Below are 17,170 nucleotides of genomic sequence, written 5' to 3' on the forward strand. Positions count from 1 at the left end.
TGGGCTGGCCTGAGTAGCCGCCCGGGCTGGTGCGACGATCTGAGGCATGACGCGAACGCCGCTGGTGGGCCTGCCCGAGGTGGAGGCGGCGCGCAAGCTGCTCGCCGGCGTGGTCCGGGACACCCCCGTGGAGCACTCCCGCGCGCTCACCGACCAGCTCGGCGGCCCCGTCTGGCTCAAGTGCGAGAACCTTCAGCGCGCCGGGTCGTACAAGGTCCGCGGTGCCTACGTGCGCATCGCCCGGCTCGAGCCGCGGGAGCGGGAGCGGGGCGTGGTCGCCGCCAGCGCCGGCAACCACGCGCAGGGCGTGGCGCTCGCCGCCCGGCTGCTCGGCGCCACCGCCACGGTCTTCATGCCGGTCGGCGCGCCGCTGCCGAAGCTGGAGGCCACCGCCCGGTACGGGGCGCACATCGAACTGGCCGGTGCGACCGTGGACGAGGCGCTGCTCGCGGCGGGTGAGTACGCCGAGCGGACCGGAGCCGTGCTGATCCACCCGTTCGACCACCCCGACGTGATCGCCGGGCAGGGCACGGTCGCCCTGGAGATCCTCGAACAGGTACCGGACGTGCGCACCATCGTCGCCGCGGTGGGTGGCGGCGGGCTCATCTCCGGCATCGCCGCCGCGGCGAAGGCGATCCGCCCCGACATCCGGGTGGTGGGCGTCCAGGCCGCCGGGGCGGCGGCGTTCCCGCTGTCGCTGAAGGTCGGCCGGCCCACCCGCCTGCCGGCGCTGGGCACGATCGCCGACGGCATCGCGGTCGGGCTGCCCGGCGAGCTGACCTTCGCGCACGTCAGCAAGCTGGTGGACGACGTGGTCACGGTCACCGAGGAGGACATCTCCCGCGCCCTGCTGGTCCTGCTGGAACGGCAGAAGCTGGTGGTGGAGGCGGCGGGCGCCGCGGGTGTGGCGGCGCTGCTCGCCGGGGCGGTCCGGGTGGAGACCCCGGCGGTGGCGGTGCTCACCGGCGGCAACATCGACCCGCTGCTGCTGCTGCGGGTCATCGAGCACGGCCTCGCCGCGGCCGGCCGCTTCCTGCGCTTCACGGTCCGCTGCGACGACCAGCCGGGCCAGCTCGCCCGCCTGCTGAACCAGATCGCCGAGCAGAAGGCGAACGTGGTGGACGTGGCCCACGTCCGCTACGACCCGGCGCTGCGGCTCGGCGAGGTCCAGGTGGCGCTGTCCGTCGAGACCCGCGGGCCGGAGCACTCGCAGCGGCTGGTCAGCGCCCTGCGTGTCAGCGGCTACGAGGTCAGCTTCGCCACCCAGTACTGAGGGCCGGAACGTGCCCGGCCCCGGACCGCGGGTCCGGGGCCGGGTCCGGGCTGCGCGTACCGCTCAGGGCTTCGGCGAGTTCTTCGCGATGAAGGCGCGGCGCTGCTCGGCGAAGGAGCCCGAATTGGCCGCCAGACCGGCGCCCGCCCGACCGGTCGGCAACACCCGGCTGTACGAGTCGACCACGAAGCCGGAGACGTCGAAGACGATCTGGCACGCGGTCTGCGCGTAGATCGAGATGACGTCGGACGTGTACGGCGTCTCCGGGTCGTTGTCGCCGCCGAGGGCGACCGTGATGCCGTTCGCGATGGTGACGCCGGCGGTGAAGTTCAGGCTGCTCGTGCCCGGCGTGGTCGAGTCGATGCCCGTGACCCACGGGACCACGCTCAGGAAACCCGCGGTGGCAGGCGTGACCGCCACCAGGTTGCCGATCATTGCCAGGCCGTAGTTGACCAGGCCGGAGACGTCCACGTGGATCCACGACTTGGCCTTGACCCGGCCGGAGGTGTCGATGTTGGTCGGGTTGATGACGCTGGCCCGGCCGGCGGCGTTGCGGGTGTCCAGCAGCCGGACCGGGGTCATCGGCATGAACAGGTTCGAGCTGCGGGTGGTGTGCAGGAAGTTGACTTCGGCGTTCGGCCCGGCGGCCATCCGGTCGCGGACCCAGATGTTGCCGGACGTGTCCATGCTGAGCGAGCCCAGGGGCGCCTGCTTGCTGAGCGAGGTGCCGGTCGGGGTGAAGGCGAACTGCGGGCCGGCCGCCTTGAACCCCTCTTCGGTGACCACGGGGGTGGTGTTCTCCACCTTGACGGCGGGCGTGCCCATCTGGGTGCTGGTGAAGGTCGACGGCGTCGCCGCCTGCGCCGGCGTGGCGGCGACCGCGCCGACCACACCCGCTCCCGCGACACCCGCCGCCACCGTGCCGGCCCGGCGCAGCAGCCGCCGACGGCCGATGGACTGGGCCCCGTTGTCCTGCATGAAGCGTTCCCTCCCGTGATCGACGCCCGCGCGAGCACGCGGGCGCACGGGATCATTCCAGCCGGCGGCGCCGGTCCCACATGGCCCGTTCGGCCAACCCGCCCCGCTTGTCGCGGTTTGGTCAGCCCCCGAACGGCTCCAGTGAGACGATCGTCACCTTGATGTCGGCGCCGCTGGGCGCGGTGTAGGTGACGGTCTGGCCGGTGCGGGCGTTCAGGATCGCCTGGCCGAGCGCCGACTCGGGACTGTAGACGGTCAGGTCGGTGGTGGAGGCGATCTCCCGGGAGCCGAGCAGGAAGGTCTCGGTGTCCGCCGGGTCGTCGTCGAAGTGGATGGTCACGACCGTGCCCGGCGCCACCTTGTCGGCCGCGGGCGCCTCGCCCACCTTGGCGGTGCGCAGCAGCTCCTGCAGGTACCGGATGCGTCCCTCCACCTTGCCCTGCTCCTCGCGGGCCGCGTGGTAGCCGCCGTTCTCGCGCAGGTCGCCCTCCTCGCGGCGGGCGTTGATCTCGGCGGCGAGGGCCGGGCGGTTGGCGATGTGCTCGTTCAGCTCCGCCTGGAGGCGGTCGTACGCGTCCTGCGAGAGCCAGGTGGTGGGCGCCTCGTTTCCATTGCTGGACACTGGACGATCTCCTCGGGTCGGTAACAACACGCGTATCCTCGCCGGCGGCGGCGAGGTCGAACTATCAACGTACCAAGGTCGCGCCCGGAACCCGGCGCTCCGGCGGGCCGGGGCACCCGTCTGGCGAACCGGGGCCGGCAGCACCGCACGGCGCGGCGGTGACGGTTCGGGCCGGGCGCGGCGGTGGGGCGGTGAGGGCCTGCGGGGATGGGGGGCTCAGGCCGCGGCGCGGCAGTGCGGCACCTCGCCGGTCACCGGGCGCTCGGTGGTGACCAGCCGGTACACGGTCTGCGCCCGGGTCTGCCCCGGCGCCGCCCGCAGGGTCACCTCGGCGCGGCCCACCTCGGCGCCGGACTGGGAGCGGGCCCGCACCACGCAGGTCGCGGCGCCACCCGCCGGCACGACCACCCAGAACTCGACCGCGATCTGCCGGTCGGTCACGTCGGTGTACCGGACGACCTGGGCGCCGTAGGTGGGGTCGCCGTACTGGCCGTACAGCTTGACGGAGATCGCTACGACGGCTACCGCGAGTACGGCACCCAACACCCAGAGCATGGGGCGGCGTCGTCCGGGTTCGCGGCGGCGCCCGTATCGGCCCGGCGGGAACACCGGTGGCTTCCCCTCGGTTGTAGCGTGCGTTTCGATCACGCTGATCAGGCCCTCGTGGTTCGTGTCGGTGGGCTGAGCAAGAATGTCGCCAGTCCATCTTCCCAGCCGGCCACGGTGGGCCGGCGGGGTGGTCACCGCACGGGGTGAGGGAGAGACGTGGCAGGGCAGTTGCGGCTGATGGCGGTCCACGCGCATCCGGACGACGAGTCCAGCAAGGGTGCCGCCACCATGGCGATGTACGCCAAGCAGGGCGTCGAGGTGCTCGTGGTGACCTGTACCGGCGGCGAACGCGGCAGCATTCTCAACCCGAAGATGGACCGGCCGGAGGTCCTGGAGCGGATGGCCGAGATCCGCCGCGAGGAGATGGCCCGGGCCCGCGAGATCCTCGGCGTCCAGCAGGCCTGGCTGGGCTTCGTCGATTCCGGCCTGCCGGAGGGCGACCCGCTGCCCCCGCTGCCCGAGGGGTGCTTCGCCCTGGCGGACGTGCAACTCGCGGCCAGCCCGCTGGTCCGGCTGATGCGGGAGTTCCGGCCGCACGTGGTGCTCACCTACGACGAGGACGGCGGCTACCCGCACCCGGACCACATCATGTGCCACAAGGTCTCGGCGGTGGCCTTCGACGCGGCCGGCGACCCGGACCAGTTCCCCGAGATGGGGCAGCCGTGGCAGCCGCTGAAGCTCTACTACCACCTGAGCCACACCCGGCAGCGGATCTCGGCGCTGCACGAGGCGATGCTGGCCGGCGGCGGGGAGTCCCCGTACGCCGAATGGGTGAAGAACTGGGATACGGACGAGTGGCGGTCCCGGGACAAGGGCCACCGGATGACCACCCGGGTGGAGTGCTCCGAGTACTTCCCGGTGCGCGATGACGCGCTGCGGGCGCACGCCACCCAGGTGGACCCGGACGGGGCGTGGTTCCACGTGCCGCTGGAGGTGCAGCAGCGCGCCTGGCCGACCGAGGACTACGAGCTGGTCCGCTCGCTGGTGGACAGCTCGGTCCCCGAGGACGACCTGTTCGCCGGCATCCGGGAGACGGTGCACGCACGGTAGGCGCGTACCGTGGTGGACGACTCGTGGAGGTGGGGCGCGTGTACGTGCTGGCCCAGAACAACTTCGGCGACACCCGGTCCGGCGGGCTCGCCGGGCCGATGGGCCTGTTCATCATCCTGCTGCTGGCCGCCGCCACCGTGCTGCTGATCCGCAACATGAACGCGCGCCTGCGCCGGCTGCCCGAGCGCTTCCCCGCCCCGGGCGGGGAGCCGGGCACGCCGGAGGCGGGCGTGGAGCGGTCGGGGGTCGCCGCCGAGCGCATCGATGTCGCTCGTTCCGATGCGGCGCCGCCGGCGCCCCGGTCGAGCGGTGACGCCGCGGCATCGTGACAGCGATTACCCGCCGGTCCGTGGAGTGTCAGGAAACGTCCGACCGGTAATCGGCGGGTAAACCGGCGGCTCGACCCCTGTTGCACTTAAACGGTTTGGCTTAGCCTTCCCGCCGGGGGGAGTAAACCGCCGGGGATGTCCCCGACCGATCCGCGGAAGGGGGCGCCGTCGTGAATGCTCGGTCGCGCGCCCACGCACCGCGGGCCGGGATGATCCGCCGCCTCCTCGCCTGGGCGGGGGTGTCCACGCTGCCCCGTCGCTGCCTCGCCCTGTTCGCCGCGGTGGCCGTCGCCGCCGCGTTCGCCGCGCTCGTCGGCCTGCGCTCGGTCTTGGTGCCGCCCGCCCCCGAGGCGCTCCGCTCGCTGGTCATCCGCCTCGCCGTCGTGGTCGCACTGACCGCCGTGGCGGTCCTGGCCCGGCTGCGGGTCCGCATCGGTTCCCGCACCCTGAACGTGGGTTGGGGCGAGGCCGCCCTGATCGTCGGCCTCTGGCTGGTACCGGCGGGGTGGCTGCCCACCGCGATGCTGGCCGGCGCCACCCTGGGCGGCCTGCTGCTGGCCGTGGTCTCCGACCGGCGGCCGCCGGTGCACTGGCTCTACATGATCACCGCGTTCGGCCTCTCCGCCGCGGCGGCGGTGCTGGTCGCCCGGTCGATCGCCGAGACCCACGCCGCCCCGCTCTCCCCGCACGTCGCCGCCGCCCTGGCCGCCGGCGCGGTGACCCACATCGTCTGCACCGGCACGCTGGTGGCCGGCGCGCTGGCCGTGGAGAACCTCGGCGGCTTCTGGTCCGTGCTGCTCGGCGCGCTGCGCAGCACCCCGCTGATGGCCGTCGGCAACGTGGTGCTCGGCCTGGTCGTGGTCGCCCTGGACCAGATCGACCGGGCCTGGCTGGTGGTGGTGCCGTTCGCCCTCTGGCTGCTGCACCAGACCTACGCCCACCGCCTGCGCGCCGACCAGGAGGACCGCACCTGGGAGGCGTTCGCCGCGGTCACGGGCGGCCTCAACCAGCTGGACGAGCGGGGCGTGGCCGACGCCGGCCTGCGCGGCGCGCTCGCGCTGTTCCCCGCCCGCCACGCCGAACTCGAGGTGCGCCGCCAGGACGGCGCGCGGCGCCGGTACCGGCTGGACGGCGACGACCGGATCGTCGAGCAGGAGTTAGCGCCGGGCCAGGCCGCGGAGGCGGACGGCGAGTCCGTGGTGCGTGCGCTGGCCGTCAACGGCCAGCCGGTCGGCGACCTGCGCCTCGGCCTGGCCGGCGGGCAGCAGCTCGCCGACCGGGAGCGGCTGGTCCTCTCCGCGTTCGGCGACGCGCTCGCCGCCGCCCTGCACGACGCCGCCACCCACCGCGAGCTGCGGATCATGGCGGCGCGCTCCTCCTACGAGGCGGTGCACGACCCGCTGACCGGCCTGCTGAACCGCTCGGCGCTGCTGGCCAAGGGCGACACGGCGCTGCGGATGCTGGAGCGGGACGCGAACGTGGCCCTCCTGCTGCTGGACATCAACCAGTTCAAAGAGGTCAACGACACCCTCGGGCACGCGGCCGGCGACCAGTTGCTGGTGACCACGGCGGCGCGGCTGAGCGGCCAGGCCCGCCCCGGCGAGCTGCTGGCCCGCCTCGGCGGCGACGAGTTCGCCCTGCTGCTGACCGCGCTGCCGCGGATGGGCCAGCTGCCGGCGCTGCCGGAGCGGCCGACCGCCCTCCCGCAGGCGCTGCGCCGGGCCCGCCAGCTCGCCGACCAGCTCGCGGCGCCGACCGAGGTGGCCGGCGTGACGCTGTCGGTCGAGGCGTCGATCGGCGTGGTGGTCGCCCCGGCCGGGGGCGCGGACATGACCGAGCTGCTGCGCCGCGCTGACATCGCCATGTACCAGGCGAAGGAGGGCGGCGGGGCGGTCGCCTGGTACGACAGCGCCCGGGACGCCGCGAGCACCGACCAGCTCGCCCTGCTGGCCGAGATGCGCGAGGCGCTGGCCGCCCCGGACCAGATCGTCCTGCTGCTCCAGCCGGCGGTGGACCTGTCCACCGGCGAGCCGACCGGCGTCGAGGCGCTGGTCCGCTGGCGGCACCCGCGCCGGGGCATGCTCGGCCCCGGCGACTTCGTCCGCGCGGTCGAGGGCAGCGAGCTGCTGGCCCCGTTCACCCGGTACGTGATCGACCAGGCGCTGCGGGTCAACGCCGAGTGGGCCGCCGAGGGCATCGAGGTGCCGATCGCGGTGAACCTGTCCGCCCGCAGCCTGCTCGACCCGCGCCTGCCGGCCGAGATCGCCGAGCTGCTGCGCCGGCACCGGGTGCCGTCGCACCGGCTGGTCATGGAGATCACCGAGACGGTGGTGATGAGCGAACTGGAGGTCATCGACGAGGTGCTGGCGGGGCTGCGCGCGATGGGCGTCCGGCTCGCCGTGGACGACTTCGGCACCGGTTACTCGTCGCTCACCTTCCTCACCCGCATCTCGGTGGACGAGCTGAAGGTGGACCGCACGTTCGTCGCCAAGATGGCCGACTCCGCCCAGGCGGCGGCGATCGTGCGCACGACCGTGGAACTGGCCCGCGAACTGGGCCTGCGGGTGGTGGCCGAGGGCGTGGAGACCGCCGACCAGCGCAGCGCGCTTGCCGCCCTCGGGTGCAGCGCCGCGCAGGGGTACCACTTCTTCAAGCCGATGCCGGCGGACAAGGTCGGCGCGGTGCTGCGGTCCCTGGTCGATTCGGCCAGCGCCCGGATCTACCCGCTGCGCGCCGACGGCGCCTGAGCGTCAGGCGATTCCCGCACCCACCTCGTCGATGACGGCGTCCACCCGGCGGGCCAGGTCGATGTCGCGCCGGGTGATCGCGTCCACCCGCGAGGTGCGCACCGCCAGCGTGACGGTGCCCTCGTCGACGCGGCCGATGTGTGGACCGCGCCCCTCGTCGCGGTGCAGGGCGGCCAGGCGCTGGATCACCCGGTCCAGGTTGGCGCGGGGCAGGCTGAGCGTGCGGCACAGCGCCGAGCCCTCGCGGGTCCAGTAGGGCAGCGCGGCGAGCGCGGCGCTCACCTCCCCGTCGGTCAGCGGCGCGGTCTGGCCGGTCGGGCCGCTGACGCCGCCGCCGGCCGGCTCGGCGCCGGTCAGCCCGCGGATGTCGGCCGGCAGGTGCAGGGCATCGATCAGCGCGGCGTCCCGCTCGTCGAGGATCCGCAGGACCGTCTGCGCCTGGTAGAGCGCCTCCTCCGGCGGCTCCCCGGCGCTGCGCCCCACCTCGCTGACGAAGCGGGTCAGGTCGGGGCGGCCGTCCAGCGGGTCGTCCGTGCCGTCCCCGTACAGGCCGGGCGGCACCGAGTCCAGCAGCAGTTCCCGCTCCGGCTGCGCGACGATCCGGGCCAGCGTGGTGACGGTCGCGGTGGTGGCGGCCCGGGCCCGCTCGAAGTCCAGGCCGGCGCGGCGGCCCACCTCGGTGATCACGTCCCGGTAGTTGAGGCCGCCCGGCCCGGCGGCGCCGACCGCCTCCGGGTCCCACTTCGGCGCGGTCCGGACCGGCCGTGGCGGGCTGGCCGGGATCGGCTGGTCGGGGGTGCGCTTGCGCTGGCCGGCATCGGTCGGCGGACCGCCGCGCCGGGCGCCGTCCCGGTGCTCTACCTGCTTCGAGGAGCCCAGCGTCGCCCCGCTCGCGCTCGGCGTCACGCCGCGCTCGCGGGCGTCCCGGGCCAGCCGGGCCCGGCGCTGCTCGTCACCTTCCCGCTTCTTCGCCGTCATGCCCCACGCTTCCCGCCGCGCCCCCACACAAACGTCGGTGTGGCAGGGTGGTGTGGTGAACCGGCTCGCCAGCGCAACCTCGCCGTACCTGCTCCAGCACGCCGACAATCCGGTGGACTGGTGGCCCTGGTGCGACGAGGCGTTCGACCGGGCCCGCCACCGGGACGTGCCGGTGCTGATCTCCGTCGGGTACGCCGCCTGCCACTGGTGCCACGTGATGGCCCACGAGTCGTTCGAGGACGAGGCCGTGGCCCGGCTGGTGAACGAGGGGTACGTGGCGGTCAAGGTGGACCGCGAGGAGCGCCCCGACGTGGACGCCGTCTACATGACCGCCACCCAGGCGATGACCGGGCAGGGCGGCTGGCCGATGACGGTCTTCGCCACCCCGGACGGGCAGCCGTTCTACTGCGGCACCTACTTCCCGCGCCCGCGGTTCGTGCGGCTGCTCCAGTCCGTCAGCACCGCGTGGCGGGAGCAGCGGGCCGAGGTCGTCCGGCAGGGGGCGGCGGTGGTCGAGGCGATCGGCGGGGCGCAGGCGGTCGGCGGCATCACCGCGCCGCTCACCGCCGACCTGCTGGACGCGGCGGCGGCGCGGCTCTCCGACGAGTTCGACGAGGCGCACGGCGGCTTCGGCGGCGCGCCGAAGTTCCCGCCGCACATGATCATGCTGTTCCTGCTCCGGCACTTCCAGCGCACCGGCAACGACACCAGCCTGGAACTGGTCCGGCACACCGCCGAGCAGATGGCCCGGGGCGGCATCTACGACCAGCTCGGCGGCGGCTTCGCCCGGTACTCGGTCGACGAGCGCTGGCTGGTGCCGCACTTCGAGAAGATGCTGTACGACAACGCGCTGCTGCTGCGCGTCTACACCCACCTGGCCCGGTTGGCCGGCGCGGACGGGCTGGCCCGGCGGGTCGCCGGGGAGACGGCCCGGTTCATGATCCGCGACCTGGGCACCCCCGAGGGCGCCTTCGCCTCCGCCCTGGACGCGGACACCGGCGGCGTGGAGGGCGCCACCTACGCCTGGACGCCCGGGCAGCTCGTCGAGGTGCTGGGCGAGGCGGACGGCCGGTGGGCCGCGGACCTGCTCGGCGTGACCGAGCAGGGCACGTTCGAGCACGGGACCAGCGTGCTGCGGCTGGCCCGGGACGTCGACGACGCCGACCCGGCGGTGCGGGAGCGGTGGCGGGCGGTCCGCGGGCGGCTCGTCGAGGCGCGCGCCGGGCGACCCCAGCCGGCCCGGGACGACAAGGTCGTCGCGTCCTGGAACGGACTGGCGGTGACGGCGCTGTGCGAGTACGCGAGCCTGACCGGCGCCGGCGGCGAGGAGGCGGTGCGCGCGGCGGAACTGCTCGCGGGCCTGCACCTGGTGGACGGGCGGCTGCGCCGGGTGTCGCGGGACGGTGTGGTGGGCGAGCCGGCCGGGGTGCTTGAGGACTACGGCTGCCTGGCGGAGGCGTTCTGCGCGGTCCACCAGCTCACCGGGGAGGGTCGCTGGCTGGACCTGGCCGGTGCCCTGCTGGACGCCGCCCTGGCGCACTTCGCCACCGGGCGGGGTGGCTTCTACGACACCGCCGACGACGCCGAGCGGCTGGTCACCCGGCCGGCCGACCCGACCGACAACGCCACCCCGGCGGGGCTGTCCTCGACTGCGGCGGCGCTGACCACGTACGCCGCGCTGAGCGGGCGGACCGGCTACCGGGAGGCGGCCGAGGCGGCCCTGGCCACGGTCGCGCCGATCGTCGGGCGGCATCCGCGGTTCGCCGGCTACGCCGCGGCCGCCGGTGAGGCGCAGCAGTCCGGCCCGTACGAGATCGCCATCGCGACCGGCGAGCGGCCGCACCCGCTGATCGAGGCGGCGCACCGGCTCGCGCCGCCCGGGGCGGTCATCGTGGCGGGCGAGCCCGACCGCCCCGGCGTCCCGCTGCTGGCGGAGCGCCCCCTGCTGGGCGGCGCGGCCACGGCGTACGTGTGCCGGGGCTTCGTCTGCGACCGCCCGGTGACCACGGTCGACGATCTGGCGGCCAAGCTTCGCCGCCCGGGCTGAGACGGCCCGACCCACCCGCGGACCCGCCGCCGGTGGGCCCGTAATCTGGCGGCGCTATGGATGAGCGTACGGGCCTGCCGGTGGTGGGCATGGTCGGCGGCGGGCAACTGGCCCGGATGACGCACCAGGCGGCGATCGCCCTCGGGCAGTCCCTGCGGGTACTGGCCGCCTCCCCCGAGGACGGCGCCGCGCTGGTCGCCGCCGACGTGCGGATCGGCAGCCACACCGACCTGGACGCGCTGCGCGCCTTCGCCAAGGGCTGCGACGTGGTCACCTTCGACCACGAGCACGTGCCCCAGGGCCACATCGAGGCGCTGACCGCCGACGGCTTCAGCGTCCACCCGTCCGCCGGTGCCCTCCGGTACGCCCAGGACAAGCGCGCGATGCGCGAACGGCTCACCGAACTCGGCGCACCCGCCCCGCGCTGGCGGCCGGTCGACAGCGCGGCGGACATCGTCGAGTTCGCGGCCGGGGTCGGCTGGCCGGTGATCGCCAAGGCGGTGCGCGGCGGCTACGACGGCCGCGGGGTCTGGCTGCTGGCCGGCGAGGAGGCCGCCGCCGACCTGGTCGCCACCGGCACCCCCCTGATCGTCGAGGAGCGCGTGCCGCTGCGCCGCGAACTGGCCGCGCTGGTCGCCCGCTCCCCGTTCGGCCAGGTGGCCGCGTACCCGGTGGTGGAGACCGTGCAGCGGGCGGGCATCTGTGTGGAGGTTCTCGCCCCCGCGCCCGGCCTGGACGAGGATACCGCCGTCGCCGCCCAGCGGCTGGCCATCCGGATCGCTACCGAACTCGACGTGGTCGGTCTGCTCGCCGTCGAGCTGTTCGAGACCGGTGCCGGCCTGTTCGTCAACGAACTGGCCATGCGCCCGCACAACAGCGGGCACTGGACCATCGAGGGTGCCCGCACCTCCCAGTTCGAGCAGCACCTGCGCGCCGTCCTGGACTACCCGATGGGCGACACCTCGCTCACCGCCCCGGCGGTGGTCATGGCCAACGTGCTCGGCGGCGAACCCGGCGGCATGCCCCTGGACGAGCGGGTCCACCACATGTTCGCCCAGGACCCGGGCATCCGCCTGCACCTGTACGGCAAGCAGGTCCGCCCCGGCCGCAAAATCGGCCACGTGGCCGCGCTCGGCGACACCCTCGACCCGGTACGGGCGCGCGCCGCCCGCGCCGCCCGATGGCTCCAGGAGGGCCGATGAGCGACCCCGTCGTCGGAATCATCATGGGCAGCGACTCGGACTGGCCGGTCATGCGCGCGGCCGCCGAGGCGCTGACCGAGTTCGACGTCCCCCACGAGGTGCGGGTCGTCTCCGCCCACCGCACCCCGCAGGCCATGCTCGACTACGCCACCGCCGCGGCCGGGCGGGGCCTGCGGGCCATCATCGCCGGGGCCGGTGGCGCCGCCCACCTGCCCGGCATGGTCGCCTCCGTGACCCCGCTGCCGGTCATCGGCGTCCCCGTCCCGCTCAAGCACCTGGAGGGCATGGACAGCCTGCTGTCCATCGTCCAGATGCCCGCCGGGGTGCCGGTGGCCACCGTCTCCATCGCCGGTGCCCGCAACGCCGGCCTGCTGGCGGTGCGCATCCTCGGCGCGGCCGACCCGGCGCTGCGCGACCGGATGGCCGGGTACCAGCGCTCCCTGATCGCCCTGGTCGAGTCCAAGGACGCCGCCCTCCGCGCCACCCTGTAGCCGGCGCGCCACCGGCGGTCAGCGCATCTCGTTGAGGCGGCCGCGGAGGCGGCGGAGATCCTGGCGGCGCTTCTCGTAGTTGGCGCCGAGAAACAGCAGCACCAGGCCGACCGGGATGAGCACCAGCCACGGGCCCACCTGGCGGAGCAGGCTGAGCGCGGCGATGGTGGTCACCAGGCCGCCGACCACGACCGGGGCCCGCTGGCGGCCCATGGAGCCGACGATCAGCGTGGCGACGGCGCCGAGGAGCAGCAGGACCTGCCGGACCGGGCTGGTGTCGGTCAGCAGCACCAGCACGGTGATCGGCAGGAACGCGGCGACCAGCGCCGGGCCGTACGCCGCCCAGCTGCCCAGGTCGGGCCGCTGGCGCAGTTCGATGAGGCCGATCAGCAGGGCCATGGCGGCGAACGGGAGGGTGTACGCCTCGGGGAGGGCGACGTCGGCGACGCGCATGAGCAGCCACACGGCGACCACCTCGCAGGCGGCCGCGGACCAGTAGAGGACCCGGCGCTCGGCGGGGCGGCGGTTGGCGCGGGTGGCGGACAGGCCGAGGACGGCACCCCACGCGGCGAGCAGGGCGGCGACGTGGCGGGTGGACTGCATGGCGAGCACGAGGGCGACGAGCGCGGCGGCGTGGCCGCTCCACTCGACGGCGGCGGTCTCCCGGTAGGCCGCGTCGCGGCGCAGGCGGGGCAGGGTCGCGGCGCAGGCGATGAGGACGGCGGCGACGGCGAGGACGCCGAGGGAGGACCAGTGTGGACCGACACCGGCGACGAGGCCCGCGGTGTACGCGAACGCCACGCCCATCTGGGCGGCGAACAGCCAGCCGAGGATGCGGGCGGTCGGGGAGCGGCCGGCCAGCGCCGCGGTGGCGCCGACCGCGACCGCGCCACCCAGCGTGATCAGCGTGGTGGAGCGGGTGGCCAGCGCGCCGGCGAGCCCCGCGCCCCCGGCGGCCAGGCCGATGGCGAGGACGATGTGGCGGCTGGCCCGCAGGGGGCGGGCGCGCCCGGTGGCGGGCGGTGGCGGTACCAGGGCCAGCCCGAGCATGGAGATGACGAACACGGTCAGCGCGGCCATGGTCGGCGCCGGCCAGGACCGGTTGAGCGCGACGGGCGCGATGAGCAGGGTCAGCGCCGCGCTGGGCAGGACCACCGGGAGCGTCTTCCAGCCGCCGCCGAAGCCGATCGCGGCCAGCGCCGCGGTGATGGTGAGCAGCAGGGCGGCGACCAGGGCGGCGGCGCTCACGCCGGGCTCGGCGGCGGGATGGACCAGGGCGGGCGGCGGCCCCTGCCAGATCCGGGTGAGGGTCTGGTACGGGTCGACGAGCGCGGTGAGGAGGGTGGGGGCCACGACGGCGACCGCGATCGCGGCGGGCAGTGCCGAGGCGGCGACCGCGCCGGTGGTGGGGCTGATCTGCCAGCGGGGCAGCGCGAGGCGCCGCTGCGCGGGCGCGGGCGCGGCGAGGTCGCCCCGGGGCGCGGTGGCGCGGATCAGCTCGGCGAGGACCGCGAGCAGGACCGCCGCGGCGGCGTAGACGGCGACCTGGCCGCTGCTCGGCAGCGCCGCGAGGGCCGTGATGGTGGCGCCGCCGGCCACCCCGACGGTGCCGTACGGCAGGTACTCGGGGACCCGGTCCCGCACGGTCGCCAGGACGGCCAGGCAGAGCGCCGTGCCGGCCAGCGCGGCGGTGAGCACCAGGTCGGCGCCGAACTGCCGCTGCGCGGCGAGGGCGGCGCCGGCGCCGGGCACGGCGAGCAGGGCCCCGGCGAGGGCGGCGCCGCCGATCCGGGTCAGGTGCCCGGGCAGCGGTGGCGGCTCGACGGCCTCCCCGGGCGGCGGGGCCACGATCGTGGGGGCGAGCGCGGCGATGACGACGCCGAGCACGGCCACGCCGGTGAGCGCGACGGCGGTGGTCCAGGGGCGTACCAGGCTGGCGCCGACGGCGTACAGGGCCAGGGTGGCGGCCAGCATCACCCGGGCGGTGGCGGCGCGCGGGTCCCGGGCGGCCACGGCGGCGACCCCGTACGCGGCGGCGACGAGCCCGCCGACCGCCAGCGGCGACCACCACGGCAGCCCGAACGCGACCGGCGCGCCCACGGTGGCCAGGCCCGCGCAGGCGGCGGCCACGTCGTACCCCCACGGCGGGGGCAGCGCGACGGTGGCCGCGATCGCGAGTAGCACCAGCGCGACCGGCGCCTGCCACCCGGTGCCGGCGGCGGGCCAGGCGCCCAGGTCCGACGCCCACAGCCGGCCGGGTGCGGCGAGCGCGCGCAGGCCGGCGGCGAGGGCCTGGTACCCGGCGAGGGCGATGAGCACCGCCCCGCCCGCGCCGACGCCCAGCGCCGGGCCGCGCCGCCACTGCTCCGGCATCGCCCGCACGCCCAGCGCCACCAGCAGGAGCAGCAGCGCGGTGGTGGCCAGCGCGCCGTCCGGTACGGCGACGATGGCGATCCGGGCCAGGGTGGCGATGGCCGCCAGGGTCACCGCGGCGGTGGCGATGTCGGGGCCGTCCAGCGTCCGGTCCGGCTGGAGGTTCCGGTCCATCAGGGGCGCGAGCAGCACCAGCGTCGCGGCGGCGACGAGCAGGATGCCGACGGCGAGGTCCATGAGGGAGCCGCTGGGGATGGCGGCGAGGGTGACCGCGATGGCGCCGAGGCCGGCGCCGAGCGCGAGCGGGACCGGGATGGCCCGCTCGGCGACCTGGCGCAGCCCGGCGTACCCGAGGGTGGCGCAGGCGGCCAGGAACGCGGCGGTCAGCACCGCGGTCGGGGTGGCGCTGCGCGGGGAGAGTGCCACGACCGCAGCGGCGATCGCGCCCGGGAAGGCGAACGCGGCGCCGGCGGCCGCCCAGTCGACGACCGGCTCCGCGGTGGCCGGCCCGGTGGCCGGCGCGGGCGCGAGGCGTGGCGTGGCGGCGATCAGCATGCCGCCGACGGCGATGACGGTCAGCACGCCGGCGGTGAGGCTCGGGGTGGCGGCGGCGCCCCCGGCGGCGGCGAGCCCGACCGCGCCGGCCGCGGCGACGTGCACCACGGCGACCCGGCGGGTCGGCGCGCTGAGCCCGGCGGCGCCGATCGCCAGCGCGGCGCCGGCCAGCAGCCACGGCCCCACGGCCCAGCCGAGGTGCAGGGACGCGGGCGTGGCGGCGGCGGTCAGCGCGACGCCGACGGTGGCGGACTCGCGGCGCACCTCCGGCGGCAGGGCCAGCGCGGCGGCGACCGTCAGCAGCAGGGCGCTGGCGGCCAGCTGCCAGCCCGCCGGCCCGACCGCCGCGGTGAGCGTCTCGCCGTACCGGCTCAGGTCCGCGTGCCACGCCGGCAGGGCGGCCCGGACCGGGGCGATCGCGGCGTGCACCGCGGCGGCGGCCACGACAACGCCGATGGTGACCAGCGCGATCGCGGAGGCGATCTGCGGGCCGCGCTTGGCCCACTCCGGCAGCGACCGGACCCCCAGCGCGGTGACCGCGGTGACCGCCGCGATTAGCAGCATGCTGCGGGCCGGCAGGGCGAGCGCGGCGACCCGGCCGAACGAGGTGATCACGGCGAGCGTGAGCAGCCCGGCCGCGATGTCCGGCAGCGGGCGCTGGCGCAGCGACACCGCGCCGACCATCGCCACCACCGACACGATCAGCAGGACCGCGGCCGTGCTCGCGGCGGCGAGGGGCGTGCCGGTCCGGGCGAGCCCCACCCCGCAGAACGCCACCGCGGCGGCGACCGCCACGCCGTGCAGCAGCCAGGTCAGTTCGCGCAGCCAGAACGCGGACAGCGGCGCCGACCCGGCCGGCATCGGCCAGGTCGCGCGCCCCACGAACCGGCCCAGGCCCAGGTTCTGCGCGGCCACCGCGGTCAGCGCCAGACCCCACCCGGTCGGCCCGCCGATCGCCTCGTACGCCAGCAGCGGGATCGCCGGTTGCAGGGCCAGGATCGTCGCGTACCGGGGGACGCTCAGCCCGGTGACGGTGGCGTAGGTGGCGGCGATGCCGGCGGTCAGGATGCACACCACACCGGCGAACAGGGTGCCGGGCAGCGCGTTGATGCCCAGTTGCCCGATCGTCCACAGTGCGTAGCCGTCGATCGGGACCAGGATCAGTCCGACGGCGGCGATGGTCTCCGCGGTGGCGGTCAGGTTCCGCTTGGCGATCGCGGGCGGGGCGAACAGGGTCAGCGCGGTGGCGGCGATCAGGATCGCGGCGCGGCTGATGCTGTCCAGCTCGCTGATCGCGAACGCCGCGAACACCACCGCCGCGACGCCGAGCAGCAGCGCGCCGAGCGCCAGCATGATGTTCTGTACCGAGCGCTGTGATGCCTCCGGGTGCTCGGCGAGCGCGTCCGGCGCCTCCGGCGCCTCGACCGGCGGCGGGGCGACCCCGATGTCGGCCTGCTCGTCCCGGGGGGCCTGCGCCTGCCGGGGCACGCGCGGCGGCGCCTCCTCCGCACCGGTCGGCGCGAACTTGGTGCCGGCCGGTGCGTCGGCCGGGTGCCGGCGGCGGGTGTGCTGCTGCCGCTCCGTCGCCGCGCGTCGCTGCCGCTGCTCGCCGGCGTGCGCCAGCAGCGCCCGCTGGTGCATCGCCGCCTGGAGTTTCCGGCTGAGTTCGGTGCGCTCCTTCTGGATCGCGATGTCCCGCGCGTTCAGTTCGGCGATCGCGTGGTCCAGCCGGTCCACGTCGGCCTCGAACGGCGGCTCGCTGCCGCAGTACGGGCAGGGCTCGGCCGGATCGACCAGCCGGCCGCACGAGGTGCACGGATACGTGGTGGCCACGACACCTCCTCGACCCGCCCGGCGGGATGCCGGACATCGACCCGATCGCCCCGCTGTGGAGCATTACCGAAGCATGCCGGTCG

At 75.5% G+C, this 17,170-nt stretch carries 12 protein-coding genes; 7 read left to right on the top strand and 5 right to left on the bottom strand.

The features are described from left to right. Nucleotides 1-46: 46 nt before the first annotated feature. The gene (gene ilvA / locus KJS59_RS15415) at nucleotides 47-1,273 is read left to right on the top strand and encodes a threonine ammonia-lyase (RefSeq protein WP_213453576.1); all 1,227 of its coding nucleotides are present in this window, start codon (nucleotides 47-49) and stop codon (nucleotides 1,271-1,273) included. A gap of 63 nt (nucleotides 1,274-1,336) precedes the next feature. Here the strand turns inward: ilvA and KJS59_RS15420 are convergent, their stop codons facing one another. From KJS59_RS15420 to KJS59_RS15430, 3 genes are all read right to left on the bottom strand, one after another. Then, nucleotides 1,337-2,251, bottom strand: a complete 915-nt coding sequence (locus KJS59_RS15420) for a hypothetical protein (RefSeq protein WP_213453577.1) — start codon at nucleotides 2,249-2,251, stop codon at nucleotides 1,337-1,339. 121 nt (nucleotides 2,252-2,372) lie between these two features. Further along, the gene (gene greA / locus KJS59_RS15425; RefSeq protein ID WP_213453578.1) at nucleotides 2,373-2,873 is read right to left on the bottom strand and encodes a transcription elongation factor GreA; all 501 of its coding nucleotides are present in this window, start codon (nucleotides 2,871-2,873) and stop codon (nucleotides 2,373-2,375) included. Between the two features lie 216 nt (nucleotides 2,874-3,089). Beyond that, a complete protein-coding gene (locus KJS59_RS15430) occupies nucleotides 3,090-3,521 on the bottom strand; it encodes a DUF4307 domain-containing protein (protein ID WP_213453579.1) in 432 nt (143 codons plus the stop codon). 117 nt (nucleotides 3,522-3,638) lie between these two features. Here KJS59_RS15430 and mca point away from each other — a divergent pair, with 117 nt between their 5' ends. From mca to KJS59_RS15445, 3 genes are all read left to right on the top strand, one after another. Then, entirely contained in the window at nucleotides 3,639-4,532 is an 894-nt protein-coding gene (mca, locus tag KJS59_RS15435; RefSeq protein ID WP_213453580.1) for a mycothiol conjugate amidase Mca, read from the top strand. A 98-nt stretch (nucleotides 4,533-4,630) separates the two neighbouring features. Next, on the top strand, nucleotides 4,631-4,861 hold the full coding sequence (locus tag KJS59_RS15440; protein ID WP_249714263.1) for a hypothetical protein: 231 nt from the start codon (nucleotides 4,631-4,633) through the stop codon (nucleotides 4,859-4,861). Between the two features lie 209 nt (nucleotides 4,862-5,070). Then, a complete protein-coding gene (locus KJS59_RS15445) occupies nucleotides 5,071-7,608 on the top strand; it encodes a putative bifunctional diguanylate cyclase/phosphodiesterase (RefSeq protein ID WP_213453581.1) in 2,538 nt (845 codons plus the stop codon). Nucleotides 7,609-7,611: 3 nt separating this feature from the next. On the opposite strand, the gene KJS59_RS15450 is transcribed toward KJS59_RS15445, so the two are convergent. Next, nucleotides 7,612-8,586 carry a DUF2267 domain-containing protein gene (locus tag KJS59_RS15450; protein ID WP_213453582.1) on the bottom strand — a complete coding sequence of 325 codons (975 nt, stop codon included), beginning with the start codon at nucleotides 8,584-8,586 and terminating at the stop codon, nucleotides 7,612-7,614. Between the two features lie 55 nt (nucleotides 8,587-8,641). On the opposite strand from KJS59_RS15450, the gene KJS59_RS15455 reads away from it, so the two are divergent. The 3 genes from KJS59_RS15455 to purE are packed head-to-tail and all read left to right on the top strand — an operon-like array spanning nucleotide 8,642 to nucleotide 12,326. Continuing rightward, nucleotides 8,642-10,633, top strand: coding sequence for a thioredoxin domain-containing protein (locus KJS59_RS15455; RefSeq protein ID WP_213453583.1), 1,992 nt, complete (start codon nucleotides 8,642-8,644; stop codon nucleotides 10,631-10,633). Nucleotides 10,634-10,689: 56 nt separating this feature from the next. Then, nucleotides 10,690-11,835: a 5-(carboxyamino)imidazole ribonucleotide synthase gene (locus tag KJS59_RS15460; RefSeq protein ID WP_213453584.1), complete on the top strand. Its 1,146-nt coding sequence runs from the start codon at nucleotides 10,690-10,692 to the stop codon at nucleotides 11,833-11,835. Next, the gene (gene purE, locus KJS59_RS15465; protein WP_213453585.1) at nucleotides 11,832-12,326 is read left to right on the top strand and encodes a 5-(carboxyamino)imidazole ribonucleotide mutase; all 495 of its coding nucleotides are present in this window, start codon (nucleotides 11,832-11,834) and stop codon (nucleotides 12,324-12,326) included. Before KJS59_RS15460 ends, purE begins: the two co-directional genes overlap by 4 nt. A gap of 18 nt (nucleotides 12,327-12,344) precedes the next feature. Here the strand turns inward: purE and KJS59_RS15470 are convergent, their stop codons facing one another. Then, entirely contained in the window at nucleotides 12,345-17,087 is a 4,743-nt protein-coding gene (locus tag KJS59_RS15470; protein WP_213453586.1) for an SCO7613 C-terminal domain-containing membrane protein, read from the bottom strand. Nucleotides 17,088-17,170: the final 83 nt, after the last annotated feature.

Source organism: Rhizomonospora bruguierae, from assembly GCF_018397995.1.
Taxonomy (GTDB): domain Bacteria; phylum Actinomycetota; class Actinomycetes; order Mycobacteriales; family Micromonosporaceae; genus Rhizomonospora; species Rhizomonospora bruguierae.

Bases quoted from the DNA above. Each gene is read 5' to 3' on its own strand.
- ilvA (WP_213453576.1), top strand. From the start codon at position 47: ATGACGCGAACGCCGCTGGTGGGCCTGCCCGAGGTGGAGGCGGCGCGC.
- KJS59_RS15420 (WP_213453577.1), bottom strand. From the start codon at position 2,251: ATGCAGGACAACGGGGCCCAGTCCATCGGCCGTCGGCGGCTGCTGCGC.
- KJS59_RS15440 (WP_249714263.1), top strand. From the start codon at position 4,631: ATGGGCCTGTTCATCATCCTGCTGCTGGCCGCCGCCACCGTGCTGCTG.
- KJS59_RS15445 (WP_213453581.1), top strand. From the start codon at position 5,071: ATGATCCGCCGCCTCCTCGCCTGGGCGGGGGTGTCCACGCTGCCCCGT.
- KJS59_RS15450 (WP_213453582.1), bottom strand. From the start codon at position 8,586: ATGACGGCGAAGAAGCGGGAAGGTGACGAGCAGCGCCGGGCCCGGCTG.
- KJS59_RS15460 (WP_213453584.1), top strand. From the start codon at position 10,690: ATGGATGAGCGTACGGGCCTGCCGGTGGTGGGCATGGTCGGCGGCGGG.
- purE (WP_213453585.1), top strand. From the start codon at position 11,832: ATGAGCGACCCCGTCGTCGGAATCATCATGGGCAGCGACTCGGACTGG.